11 protein-coding genes and 1 tRNA gene are annotated in these 12,547 nt (G+C 39.1%); 6 read left to right on the top strand and 6 right to left on the bottom strand.

Features of this window, described 5'->3' with window-relative positions; translation table 11 throughout:
* Window positions 1-19 precede the first annotated feature (19 nt).
* On the top strand, window positions 20-736 hold the full coding sequence (locus IQ215_RS06670) for a WecB/TagA/CpsF family glycosyltransferase (RefSeq protein WP_431355524.1): 717 nt from the start codon (window positions 20-22) through the stop codon (window positions 734-736).
* A 46-nt stretch (window positions 737-782) separates the two neighbouring features.
* Window positions 783-856: transfer RNA gene (locus IQ215_RS06675), tRNA-Arg, on the top strand.
* Between the two features lie 93 nt (window positions 857-949).
* Here IQ215_RS06675 and IQ215_RS06680 read toward each other — a convergent pair.
* Entirely contained in the window at window positions 950-1,330 is a 381-nt protein-coding gene (locus IQ215_RS06680; protein ID WP_193800538.1) for a hypothetical protein, read from the bottom strand.
* Window positions 1,331-1,635: 305 nt separating this feature from the next.
* The gene (locus IQ215_RS06685) at window positions 1,636-2,517 is read right to left on the bottom strand and encodes a hypothetical protein (RefSeq protein WP_193800539.1); all 882 of its coding nucleotides are present in this window, start codon (window positions 2,515-2,517) and stop codon (window positions 1,636-1,638) included.
* A gap of 394 nt (window positions 2,518-2,911) precedes the next feature.
* Between IQ215_RS06685 and IQ215_RS06690 the strand changes: the two genes are divergently transcribed.
* A complete protein-coding gene (locus IQ215_RS06690; protein WP_193800540.1) occupies window positions 2,912-5,410 on the top strand; it encodes a DNA gyrase/topoisomerase IV subunit A in 2,499 nt (832 codons plus the stop codon).
* 193 nt (window positions 5,411-5,603) lie between these two features.
* On the opposite strand, the gene fumC is transcribed toward IQ215_RS06690, so the two are convergent.
* Entirely contained in the window at window positions 5,604-7,010 is a 1,407-nt protein-coding gene (gene fumC, locus IQ215_RS06695) for a class II fumarate hydratase (protein ID WP_193800541.1), read from the bottom strand.
* A gap of 114 nt (window positions 7,011-7,124) precedes the next feature.
* Window positions 7,125-7,277, bottom strand: coding sequence for a hypothetical protein (locus tag IQ215_RS06700; RefSeq protein ID WP_193800542.1), 153 nt, complete (start codon window positions 7,275-7,277; stop codon window positions 7,125-7,127).
* Window positions 7,278-7,360: 83 nt separating this feature from the next.
* On the opposite strand from IQ215_RS06700, the gene IQ215_RS06705 reads away from it, so the two are divergent.
* The gene (locus IQ215_RS06705; protein WP_193800543.1) at window positions 7,361-8,710 is read left to right on the top strand and encodes a (Fe-S)-binding protein; all 1,350 of its coding nucleotides are present in this window, start codon (window positions 7,361-7,363) and stop codon (window positions 8,708-8,710) included.
* Window positions 8,711-8,821: 111 nt separating this feature from the next.
* Here the strand turns inward: IQ215_RS06705 and IQ215_RS06710 are convergent, their stop codons facing one another.
* Window positions 8,822-10,111 (bottom strand): M16 family metallopeptidase, encoded by a 1,290-nt coding sequence (locus IQ215_RS06710; RefSeq protein WP_193800544.1) that lies wholly within the window; start codon window positions 10,109-10,111, stop codon window positions 8,822-8,824.
* A gap of 82 nt (window positions 10,112-10,193) precedes the next feature.
* Window positions 10,194-10,661: an SH3 domain-containing protein gene (locus IQ215_RS06715; RefSeq protein ID WP_193800545.1), complete on the bottom strand. Its 468-nt coding sequence runs from the start codon at window positions 10,659-10,661 to the stop codon at window positions 10,194-10,196.
* Window positions 10,662-10,923: 262 nt separating this feature from the next.
* Here IQ215_RS06715 and IQ215_RS06720 point away from each other — a divergent pair, with 262 nt between their 5' ends.
* Together IQ215_RS06720 and petH are read left to right on the top strand one after the other, a co-directional pair.
* Window positions 10,924-11,220 carry a phycobilisome linker polypeptide gene (locus IQ215_RS06720; protein WP_193800546.1) on the top strand — a complete coding sequence of 99 codons (297 nt, stop codon included), beginning with the start codon at window positions 10,924-10,926 and terminating at the stop codon, window positions 11,218-11,220.
* 43 nt (window positions 11,221-11,263) lie between these two features.
* Window positions 11,264-12,475, top strand: a complete 1,212-nt coding sequence (gene petH, locus IQ215_RS06725) for a ferredoxin--NADP reductase (RefSeq protein ID WP_193800547.1) — start codon at window positions 11,264-11,266, stop codon at window positions 12,473-12,475.
* The last annotated feature ends 72 nt before the right edge of the window (window positions 12,476-12,547 follow it).

Below are 12,547 nucleotides of genomic sequence, written 5' to 3' on the forward strand. Positions count from 1 at the left end.
TTTTTGCTGTGAAAATTTGATGAAAACTTTTTCTGTTTTTGATTTGCCTATTCATTTGAGTGATGATTATCTGGGGTGGCTGTGCGATCGCATTTATAACCATATGGGAACCCATGTTATCACCATGAATTCGGAAATGGCGATGATGGCGCAAAAGAATAAAGCCCTCAAAGAATATATCCAGAAAGCTGATTTGGTGGTGCCTGACGGCTCGGGAGTAGTAATTTATCTCAAGCAAAGGGGACAATCACAAAAAAGAGTGGCGGGAATCGAGTTAGCAGAATCTTTAGTTAAAACATTGGGACAACGGGGGGAAAATTATCCCATTTGTTTTTACGGTGCTTCCCCTGGGGTAACGGATCGAGCCGCTACAAAATTTCGCTCCACCATACCTAATATCAATATTATCAACAACCACGGTTTTTTAACAGAACCCGATTTATCAGCATGGTACGAAACAATTAAACAAGTCCAACCTAAACTAATTTTAGTAGGTTTAGGAGTGCCACGCCAAGAAGAATGGATAGCTAAACACCGTCACCTTGCCCCCCATGCTGTTTGGATTGGGGTAGGAGGTAGTTTCGACATTTGGGGTGGGGTTAAACAAAGAGCTCCAAAATTCTTTTGCGATAACAATTTAGAGTGGTTATATCGTCTTTATCAAGAGCCTTGGCGCTGGAAAAGAATGATGGTTTTACCGCAATTTTTTCTTAAATCACTACTCTATCGAGGGTGAATTTTTGGCACAGAAGATAATTTACGGTACAATATAACTTTAGATTGGGGCTGTAGCTCAGTAGGATAGAGCAAGTGCCTCCTAAGCACTGGGCCGGTGGTTCGATTCCGCCCAGTCCCGTTTTGATAATCGTCCATGAAAAAAACCCGATGGATAGTCGGGTTTAGCTTTCTAATCATCATGAAATATTTACAAACTTACTCTTGAGGGAGACTAAATATGGTTAATATCACAAGTGAGGGGGCAAGAAGCATATAAGGGTAGTATTTGCTGTTTTGCTTCGTGATCATGTAACCAACCAAGCCATTTTACATCATGGGGATCAATTCCTTTTAAGGTTAAGAGTAAGGAACTAACTAAAATCGCTACCGCCGTAGAGCCTAATATACTGCCTGATACCACTAGAATGGCGCTCGCTGGTAAAATTGACTGTAGGATGATCGCTCCTAATACTCCCAAGGTCATTAAAATTACTACCACGGGAAATCCTACCACTAAAAAACATACTGTAAGGGTTAATGTCCATAGTAGGAAGTTTTTGGCGATCGCCACTAAGTAGTTACCCTGCCAACCGTCTCGATGGGATATTTGCATTATATGGTACTCCTTCTATTTATTAAAGACAACAAAGATTTTATCTAAATCTATTTCCCTCCCTAGTCACGAAGATTTGGAAGCAATAGATATTTTTTCTATATTGTTAGTATAAGATAACTAAAATGGAAATGAAGGTTTTTGCAATATTTCGTTACAACTTTTCTTGAAAACTATGCTATATGAATTGATTATTGCTTTATCCTGATTGATTTCTAAGGTCTTTTTTTATCTAATGATTATTTTCGTTACATTTTTTAATATTTCACTTATTTTCTCTCAGTTTTGAATCAAACAAGTGACTGTTAGCCCTTTTGAACGGCATTTAAACTACGTTTAGCCCATATTTTCCATGTACTAACTAAACCAAATAGTAAAAAACAGGAAGTAACGAGATTCGGTTCAGGAATTTCTTTGGGCTCGTCATCTTTCTGACTTACTCCACCGTAAAGGATAAAATTAGATAAAGCATTTCCCTTGGTTATAGACTTGTTGGGAGAATTAGATATATCAAGCTCATTGATGGGGGTTGTTGTCCAAATCACAGACTGAAAAGGATTTAGAGCAACGGCTGCTCTTAAACATTGAGAAGTATAAAAATTTGTGGCATCACTACAAGCCCCCCCTATATTCCTTTGAGTTGTTTCCACTTGCCATAACAAAGTAAACTGATTTCCCCCTTTAGCCGCCCAATATTTAATTTCTAAATCATCTCCTTGATAGGTAAAATTTCCATTACTACTATCCTCATCATTACCAACAATATTTTTACCACGTTTATTGATGTTACCTTCTATAGTACTACCTCTAATTAAAAAATCATTTTCGAGATCGACAAGGGAAGATAAATCATTGTTTTCTAAAGTCCAATTATTATTTATATTAGTAACATTGCCATCAGCTTTAATGATTAAAGGAGCAATTTCTTCCACAGGATTAAGCTGTTGTCCAACATCGCATAAAAATGTACCGCAGGTATTTTTCCCTGGGAAAAAATGTCCAATTGTTACTAAGGAAGCGGCGGAAACAGGTTTAGAAAAAACCCCCACGGTAATCAATAATCCTAGGGGAAAAATCAGGGGTAAGAAATTATTTAACGGTGAACAATATTTTTTCATAGAATTATTGGAATTATCTGTTGGTAAGAGATAGGGGAAACGACTACGGATATTAATGGGGGTAATCACCAATATACTTAAGTATAATTTATTAAGTGTTTAAGTATCCACAAAAAAGAGAATTTATTTATATTTTTTTTAGATTTGGGAATATATATAGCAATTTTATTATGTTTCTAGGTGGAGAAAAATAATGATTATTTATAAGTGTTTATACGTGTTTTTTTTGTTGCTATATTGTAATTTTGGTAAATTTTAAATAATTTCAAGGATATTTTACGGCAGTATTTATTACGTGTTATGACGGGTGACAAAATATTAAAAGTAATGGTTTTTTTACATGGTTTTATGGGCGATGTTTTTATTTGTTTTTGAGAAAAAGTGTATAATTTGCAATTTGTTTGCTAATCTCTAAAAAATAGTCATATTACACTCATAGCGTACTAACTGAGCAATAATACTCATGGTTGAACAATTAAACTTACTGAATCAAGGTCAAATTATTTCCACGGCACTACATACAGAAATGGAGCGCTCATATTTGGAATATGCCATGAGTGTGATTGTGGGAAGGGCTTTGCCTGATGTGCGAGATGGTTTAAAACCTGTGCATCGGCGGATTTTGTATGCGATGTATGAGTTAGGATTAAGCCCCGATCGCCCTTTTCGTAAGTGTGCAAGGGTTGTGGGGGATGTGTTGGGAAAATATCATCCCCATGGTGATCAGGCGGTGTATGATGCCATGGTACGGTTGGTACAGGACTTTTCTAGTCGTTATCCCCTCTTGGCAGGTCATGGGAATTTTGGTAGTGTGGATAATGATCCTGCTGCTGCTATGCGTTACACTGAGACGAGGTTGGGGGCGATCGCCTTTGAAACCATGCTAGAGGAAGTAAATGAATCTACGGTGGACTTTAGTGCCAATTTTGATAATTCTCAGCAAGAACCCGTTGTTTTACCCGCAAAACTGCCCATTTTGCTCCTCAATGGTTGTTCAGGTATCGCCGTGGGCATGGCAACCAATATTCCACCCCATAATCTTAATGAAATTGTAGATGGTTTAATTGCTTTAATTGATCAACCAGACATCAGCGATGAAAAACTGATGAAATTAATTCCTGGGCCTGATTTTCCCACGGGGGGAGAAATTATTGACGGTAAAGGCATCAGAGATGCTTATTTGACAGGTAAAGGTATTATTCCCGTGCGGGGGGTGGCTACCATCGAAGAGTTAAAACCCCAGAAAAAACGCAGTCGCTCCAAAACTGCCATTATCGTTACTGAGTTACCCTTTCAGGTAAATAAAGCGGGATGGATTGAAAAGGTAGCAGATTTAGTTAATCAGGGCAAGATAAACGACATTGCCGATATACGGGATGAGAGCGATCGCACTGGCATCCGTGTGGTGATAGAATTAAAAAGAGATGGTAACCCTCAACTAATTCTTAATCAACTGTATCGACAAACAGCACTGCAAAGTAATTTTGGGGTAATTTTGCTAGGTTTAGTCAATAATAAACCCTGTCAATTATCCTTAAAGGAAGTATTACAAGAATTTTTACAGTTTAGAGAAGAAACCCTCACCAGGCAATATAACTACGAATTAGAAGATAAACAGGATAAAACCAATCTTTTGGCCGGGTTAATCAAAGCCTTAGATAACTTAGATACCGTCATTGATATTTTACGTCATGCCCCCGATGGCACTACCGCCAAAACTACCCTTAAATCTGCCCTTGAGATTAACGAAGCCCAAGCAAATTCAATTCTTGCCATGCCCCTGCGTCGTCTTACAGGGTTAGAAAGACAGAAAATTGAGCAGGAATATGACGATTTGGAAACTCGTATTAATCAACTAAAAGAATTATTGGATGATAAAAAAGAATTTTTAAAAGCTCTTAAAAAAGAATTACGTAGCTATAAACGCAAATTTGGTGATAACCGTCGTACTAAGATTATTACCGTAACTAACACTCCCCCTAGTGCCAAAACATCTAGTAAAAAAACTAAATCTCAAAGCCCCACCCTTCCTTTGATTACCAGTCAAGAATTAACCGATGATGCCATGGTGCAAATTAGTGCTAAGGGGAAAATTTATTGGCAGCCCCAAAGTGCGATCGCATCTCAACCCATGATTAAGCAAAACACTGATTTAATCATCCATCAACAACGAATTAAAGACAAACAAGAAATTATCGTTATCCTTGACAGTGGAAAAGCCTATCCCCTCAGTGTGGATGATATACCCCGCCACCCCACCAAACAAATCATCAAAAGATTAATCTCCTATAGTGCCACTAAAGACAATCATCAACCCATCAACTACATCACGATTCATCCCGAAAATAAACATCATAGTCTTGTGTTATTAACCACAGGAGGATTTATTAAACGCATTGCCATAGATGAATTAGATAATATCGGTAATCGAGGATTTACCCTCATTAAGCTAAAACCAAAAGATAGCCTTTATTCTTTATTCATCGCCCAACAGGGGCAAGAATTAGTTACCGCCACCAGTGGAGGGCGTTTATTGCGTCACACCATCAATGATGAAAATATGTCTATCATGGGTAAATCTGCACAGGGTAATATGGCAGTAAAATTGAGATTGGGGGAAAAAATTATCGGTTCAACGGTGGTTGATAAAAGTGAGAATGTATTATTAATTTCTGAGATGGGTTATGGCAAAGTAGTGCCTGTCAATAATTTACGTCCCCTCGGCACTGGTAAAGGGGGAGGTTTAGGAAGTCAAAGTTTCCGTTTTAAGCAAAAAGAAGATAATTTGCTTACTATGTTAGTGCCTAATGATCATAAAACTGTCATTGTTACCACTGATTCAGAGCAACGATTCATAGTTGATGTTAATAAATTATTTAATAATGATGGTGAAAAGACGATGGTTAAATTAGCTAATCAGGAAAAAATTACCTTTGCTCTCAACTGGTGGGGAAAGAGTTAGCTAGAGTTTAAAATATATAACTAAGGTGCGCTGTATGTTCCGAGAATTCGTTATCAATAGTTCGTTATCAATAGATTGTATCCTAGTAGTTGCCCCACCGTGTAATTAATTACACGGCTAACGGTAGTTCGTTCAATAAGTTAAACTCAGATATTGATATTGCTAATTTGTAAGTGATCAAGGAGACTTGATATTACTGATGAGGATAGGCCATTTTGGTTAAATCAACGCACTTATCAAATTCCTGCGCACTCAAGTAACCTAGTTTTAAAGTAGCTTCCTTGAGGGTTAAATTATCATGGTGGGCAAGGTGAGCAATTTCTGAGGCTTTGTCGTAACCGATTACAGGGCTAAGGGAAGTTACTAACATCAAAGATTGATTAACTAATTCATTGATCCTTTCTCGATTGGGTTGCATATCCTTAATGGTAAAATCGGTAAAGTTGTTACAGCTGTCAGATAAAATTTTGATGGATTGAATGATGTTATAAATCATCATCGGTTTATATACATTCATATCGAGATAACCACTAGCCCCCGCAAAACTCACGGCGGTATCATAACCCATCACTTGCACTGCCACCATCGCCAAAGCCTCGCATTGGGTGGGGTTTACCTTACCTGGCATAATAGATGAACCTGGTTCGTTGGCGGGTAATTCTAACTCGTTTAACCCTGCTCTTGGCCCACAAGCAAGAAGCCGTATATCGTTGGCTATTTTGTAGAGGGAACAAGCAAGGGTTTTGAGGATACTACTTAACATTACCATGGCATCGTGAGAACCCATCACGGTAAATTTGTTGGGGGCGGTGATGAAGGGTAATCCTGTTTGTTGGGCGATATGGTGGGCGGATTTTTCAGCGAAGCCTTTGGGGGCGTTGATTCCTGTGCCTAGGGCGGTGCCTCCGAGGGCTATTTGATAGATTTCGGGTAGGATGTTGTTAAGGCGTTGTAGGTTATCATCAAGCATTCCTACATATCCTGAAAATTCTTGTCCTAGGCTTAGGGGTACGGCATCTTGGAGGTGGGTTCTACCGATTTTGATAATATCTTGCCATGCTTGGGCTTTTTGGTGTAGGGCATCCCTTAGTTTGGTTACTTTGGGGATTAAACGGCTATTAAGGGCGATCGCACTGGCGATGTGCATAGCAGTGGGAAAGGTATCATTGGAAGATTGAGACATATTGACATCATCATTGGGATGGATAGGATTTTTTGAACCCAATTCACCGCCTACCATCTGAATAGCACGGTTAGCGATAACTTCATTGACATTCATATTCGATTGAGTGCCACTGCCCGTCATCCATACATACAAAGGAAAATGATCATCCCATTTCCTTGCCAAAATTTCCTCACAGGCAAGGGAGATTAAATCCGCCTTTTTTTTGTCCAAACAACCCAAATCACAGTTAGCCAAAGCAGAGGCTTTTTTGAGGATGGCAAAAGCCCGAATTACTTCCATGGGCATCATATCCTCCCCGATAGAAAAATGGTGTAACGAGCGTTGGGTTTGAGCGCCCCAGAGGCGATCGCCCTTCACCTGTACTTCACCCATACTGTCTTTTTCAATGCGAATATTATTACTTGCCTCTGCCATCGTTTTTTAATTGATAATTGATAATTGAAAATGGATAATTGATAATTAAAAATCCTAGTCCCCTCTTTATTAGGGGCAGGGGTAATTCAAAATAGGAAGATAAAAAACCATTGCCTATTGCCCATTGCCTATTCCCTGCTTTAACCAAGAAGATAAAGGCTCATCATGAATATCTAACCGTAAAACTCCAGCCACAAAACCCCCCACAAAAGCCACAGGTTGCTTAGAGGCTTCCTCACAAACAAAAAATAACTCTTGCAAAAACATAATACACCCTAAAAAAATACAAACATGACTCGATATAATTAATTAAAACATATTCCCAGTCAACCACTGTGAAAAAATCATCCATGAATGTAAGCAACCCCTCACAAATTCCCGTCACCAACGACAAAAACTTGAAAGGATTTGACTACAAAAACCCCCCCTCCCAAGAATTAATCGATCAATGCGTCCATTGTGGCTTCTGTCTTTCCACCTGCCCTAGTTATCGCATCATCGGTAAAGAAATGGACTCCCCGAGGGGAAGAATCTACCTCATGGATGCCATCAATAAAGGAGAGGCTAGTTTAAATCAAGCTACCGCCCAACACTTCGACAGTTGCTTAGGTTGCCTTGCCTGTGTAAGTACCTGTCCATCAGGGGTACAATACGACCAACTTATTGCCAAAACTCGCCCCCAAGTGGAAAGAAATCAACCCCGTAACCCATGGGAAAAATTTCTGCGTTTCATCATTTTTAATCTTTTCCCCTATCCCAAAAGACTAGGCTTTTTCCTACCTCTGTTGTGGCTTTACCAAGTATCAGGATTACAAACCCTCGTGAGAAAAATTAAACTCCTCAAACCCTTTCCCCGCATGGAGGCGATGGAATCTATTTTGCCAAAAATTAGCCTTAAAACCATTAACAAAAAATATCCTTATACTATCCCCAGTCAAACAGATAAAAAATATCGAGTAGGAGTTATTTTAGGCTGTGTGCAAAGACTCTTTTTTGATTCCGTCAATGAAGCCACCGTCAGGGTGTTAACCGCCAATGGCTGTGAAGTTGTGATACCCCCTTCCCAGGGTTGTTGCTCTGCGCTCCCAGCGCACCAGGGCCAAGAAAATCAAGCCCAAGCCTTAGCCCGTCAGATGATTGATAGTTTTGCCGATACCGATGTGGATTACATTATCATCAACGCTGCAGGTTGTGGACACACCCTCAAGGAATATGCCCACATTTTAGCCGATGATCCTGAATATTTACCTAAAGCCCAAAAGTTTGTCAGTAAGGTTCGTGATGTGCAAGAGTTCCTTGCAGAAATTGATTTCACAGCCCCTCTGAGTGCTATTACGGAGGATAAATTTACCCTTGTATATCAGGATGCCTGTCACCTGCTCCATGGTCAAAAAATCAGTTTACAGCCCCGTAAATTACTTAACATGATTCCCAATATTGAATTAAAAGAACCCCTCGACGCTGCCTTATGTTGTGGTAGTGCGGGAGTTTATAATATGTTACAACCTGAAGTTGCTGACGAATTAGGCGAACAAAAAGTGCGTAATTTACTCAATACGGGGGCAAGGGCGATCGCCTCTCCTAACCCCGGTTGTGCGTTACAAATTACTAAACATTTAGCAAAACAAGGGCATAATATTTCTGTTTTTCATCCCATGGAATTGTTAGATAAATCTATTCGGGGAGAGAAAGTGATGTAATGATCAGCATTAGGGGTTATAAAATTTTTGGCAGTGCTTAATTAGGGGATGAAATGTATTTGAATTATTCAAACAACTTAGTATTTCAAATATTATCCCCATTGCCCGTTATTAACTACCATGTACCTCACACACGGCATAATATTGGGGACAAAGGTATTGGGAGACGTAACATTTTATTTGTTCCGCGGATAAATTCATTAATATTTGAGGATATTGGAGAGCTAATTTAGCATCTTTTAAAACGTGATAATAGCCATATATACCTGCTAATTGTTCAGGGGTTTCGGTGGAAAATATATAGTCATGAATTAAAGATTTTTTGAAGTTTTCTAGTTCTTTTTCATCAATAGATTTTGTTTGTAGATTATAAATTTCTTGACGAATAAATTCTTCTATTTTATTTATATTTTGAGGAGATAAATAAGCAGAAATAGTAAATAAACTAGAGTCTTTTTGTAGGGAAAAATCACAGCTAATATCTAATACTAATTGTTTTTCTTCCCTCAATTGTCGCACTAAACGGGAAGTTCTTCCCCCAGCCAAAATCATCGAAATCAAGTCAAGGGCGATCGCCCCTTCAAGATTATCAATACCAGGACCACTCCAGCCCATAATTAAGCGAGACTGCTCAAGACGGGGAAAACATAACTGTTGACGGCGAATATCCACCATGGGCGGTTCACTATCAAACCCCACAGGGGGACACTCCGAGCGCACCCCAAAATTACCAAAAGAATCCTCGATAAGGGCGATCGCATCTTGTTCCCGAATATCCCCCACCAACACCACCGACATCCGCTCAGGCTGATAATGGGTTTTATGAAAACAACGCATCTGATTAGGAGTATTTTCCAACAATAAACCCTCCTCCCCCAACACCGAACGACCATAAGGATGACAAGGATAAATCAAATTAGAAAGACATTGAAAAGCCAACCAATCATAATCATCATTACTCCCCCTCAACTCCTCCAAAACCACATCCCTTTCCAAATAAAACTCCTCATCAGGAATCTGAGCCTGTAACAAAATATCACCCAAATAAGGCAAAGTCGCCGACATATACTGACTCGCCGTCACCAAAAAGAAATGAGCATAATCATAACTCGTAGCCGCATTGGCAAATCCCCCATTGTTCTCCACCACAAAATCAAACTCCCCTGGTAACACATTCAAAGAACCCTTAAAAATCATATGTTCCAAAAAATGTGCTATCCCAGACCAACCAACAGGCTCTCTCCTCACCCCCGCATCAACCCAAACATCCGCCACCACCACCGAACTATGGGGCATATCCTGATGAATAACACTCAACCCATTAGATAAATGAAAAACATTAACCTGGCTTTGATTAATCAACTTTTGGAAATTTGACTTATTACTTGTAGATAAAACCATGGATGAACAACGAGCTATCTTTATCCCATATTAGCCTTAAGCATCCCTTAACCATAACAATTATCTATAAATCATCACATTATCAATCAATACGATTAACATTACCAGCCTTAACCCACGCCTCCTGCCCAGTAGTCTCAACCCTTACCCTATCCCAATCATTATCATCACTCCTCCCCAAAATAATTAACTCCTGATTATAAGCAACCCCCCCAACCCGTTCAGAATTTTCCGTAGGTTCAGCCCTTAAAATAAGCCCCGTATTCCAAGTAACCGTAGCGCGATAAGCGCCTTCAGGTAACTCCTCCTCAGGTTCAGGTTCGGGTTCAGGCTCAGGTTCGGGTTCAGGCTCAGGTTCAGTAGAAGGATTTTCCGTCATCGTTGGCTCTTCCTCAGAAGGCTGTTGATTTTCGTATAACTCCATAGGATCATTAGGATCACCAGAAACCCTCGTTAAAAAGTAATAAGCACCTCCAGCTATTCCTCCACCAAACAAAACTATGCCGATGATAAAACCCAAAAGAAATTGAAAACAGCCAGATATGTTCATAGTAAATTATAGGGTAGGTGTGTCAAAATTTTTAGACATTATTATAACAACCCATGGTTATCAATGAAAATTATCATCCCCTCGTAAACCATGAAACCTCAATAACTCTCAACATCTAAGCAGGACAAATTTTGGTAAGATTTAAAACTAAGCCTAAAAATATCAAGAAAAAACTACCCCCAATGTAGTGAAAACTTGACATAGTAAGCGATTTAAGACAAACTTTAGATTACTTTAATAACATCAGGAGTATATTAAAGATATGAGAAATACCAAGGTTGTAAAAACTTTTGCTAAAAATCCCGCCGTTGAAGAGCGTCGTTTTTTATTTGAAGTTTCTGGAATTTCCCAACAGGGAGATAACAACTTAGAATACGCCATTCGTAAGAGTGGAAATTCATTTTTAGCCGTTCCTTATTCTCGTATGAATCAGGAAATGAACCGCATTAACCGTTTAGGCGGTAAGATCGTTAACATCTCCCCTATCGGTGTAGTTGCTCCCGTAGCGGGAAATGCCGAACCTCAAGAGGCAGCAGCAGACCAAGAAACTGATAAATAATTAAGGAGCAAAATCAGCGTAAGGAGTTTAGCAATCACAATCAATGAAAAAATTTAATACAGTAAAAACCTTTTCCAATAATTCTGTAATAGAAGAACGTCGTTTCCTCTTTGAGGTTGTTGGAATTTCTCAACAAGGAAGTAATAATTTAGACTATCCTATTCGTCAGAGTGGAACAAGTTTTATCACTGTTCCCTATTCTCGGATGAATCAGGAGATGACTCGGATTAATCGCCTTGGAGGGAAAATTGTTAACATTACCCCCATCGGTATTAATACCCCTGTTCAAGCTCAAAGTCTAAGTTCAAGTTCTGAAAAAACTACGAACAATAAACCCATGACTCAAGCTCAAGAAAAAAAAGAAAAAAAAGAGGTAAAAGTACCTGTTAATATATACCGCCCTAAAAATCCTTTTATGGGCAAATGTATTGAAAATTACGAACTCGTAGCCGAAGGCGGTAGTGGTACTGTACGCCATTTAACTTTTGATCTTTCTGATGGTGATTTACATTATTTAGAAGGTCAAAGTATTGGTATCATTCCCCCCGGGGAAGACGAAAAAGGTAAACCCCATAAGTTACGCCTTTACTCCATCGCTTCTACCCGTCACGGTGACAACCTAGACGATAAGACAGTTTCTTTGTGTGTGCGTCAACTAGAGTATCAAAACGAAGAAGGAGAAACCGTACAAGGTGTATGTTCTACCTATCTTTGTAACCTAGAAGAAGGGGCTGACGTAGCTATTACTGGCCCTGTAGGTAAAGAAATGCTTTTACCTGATGATGAAGATGCAACCATCGTTATGTTAGCCACTGGTACTGGTATCGCTCCTTTCCGTGCCTTTTTATGGCGTATGTTCAAGGAAAGAGAGTTAAATCCTGATTATCAGTTTAAAGGTTTAGCATGGTTAGTTTTTGGTATTCCTTACACTCAAAATATTCTTTATAAAGAAGAATTGGAGAAAATGGCTGAGGAATATTCTGATAACTTCCGTTTAACTTATGCTATCAGTCGGGAACAAAAAACCGATGATGGTGGAAAAATGTATGTTCAAAGCCGTGTAAGCGAATATGCTGACGAGTTATTTGAACTAATTCAGAAACCTAATACCCATGTTTATATGTGTGGTTTGAAAGGTATGGAACCTCCTATTTCTGAAACCTTTACCGCTGAGGCGGAGAAAAGGGGAATGAATTGGGATGAGATGCGCAAACAGATGAAAAAAGAACATCGTTGGCACGTTGAAGTTTATTAGGTACTAGGTTTTGGTGTTAGGTTATGGGTGACAGTGGTTTGATAACTTCTGTTACCTTTTTTGTTGTTTATT

This window comes from Cyanobacterium stanieri LEGE 03274 (assembly GCF_015207825.1).
Classification (GTDB): domain Bacteria; phylum Cyanobacteriota; class Cyanobacteriia; order Cyanobacteriales; family Cyanobacteriaceae; genus Cyanobacterium; species Cyanobacterium stanieri_B.

Excerpts from the sequence above, each read along its gene's own strand:
- IQ215_RS06710 (WP_193800544.1), bottom strand. The coding sequence starts at position 10,111 with ATGGTTTTATCTACAAGTAATAAGTCAAATTTCCAAAAGTTGATTAAT.
- IQ215_RS06720 (WP_193800546.1), top strand. The coding sequence starts at position 10,924 with ATGAGAAATACCAAGGTTGTAAAAACTTTTGCTAAAAATCCCGCCGTT.
- IQ215_RS06690 (WP_193800540.1), top strand. The coding sequence starts at position 2,912 with ATGGTTGAACAATTAAACTTACTGAATCAAGGTCAAATTATTTCCACG.
- IQ215_RS06700 (WP_193800542.1), bottom strand. The coding sequence starts at position 7,277 with ATGTTTTTGCAAGAGTTATTTTTTGTTTGTGAGGAAGCCTCTAAGCAA.
- fumC (WP_193800541.1), bottom strand. The coding sequence starts at position 7,010 with ATGGCAGAGGCAAGTAATAATATTCGCATTGAAAAAGACAGTATGGGT.
- petH (WP_193800547.1), top strand. The coding sequence starts at position 11,264 with ATGAAAAAATTTAATACAGTAAAAACCTTTTCCAATAATTCTGTAATA.
- IQ215_RS06670 (WP_431355524.1), top strand. The coding sequence starts at position 20 with ATGAAAACTTTTTCTGTTTTTGATTTGCCTATTCATTTGAGTGATGAT.
- IQ215_RS06715 (WP_193800545.1), bottom strand. The coding sequence starts at position 10,661 with ATGAACATATCTGGCTGTTTTCAATTTCTTTTGGGTTTTATCATCGGC.
- IQ215_RS06680 (WP_193800538.1), bottom strand. The coding sequence starts at position 1,330 with ATGCAAATATCCCATCGAGACGGTTGGCAGGGTAACTACTTAGTGGCG.
- IQ215_RS06705 (WP_193800543.1), top strand. The coding sequence starts at position 7,361 with ATGAATGTAAGCAACCCCTCACAAATTCCCGTCACCAACGACAAAAAC.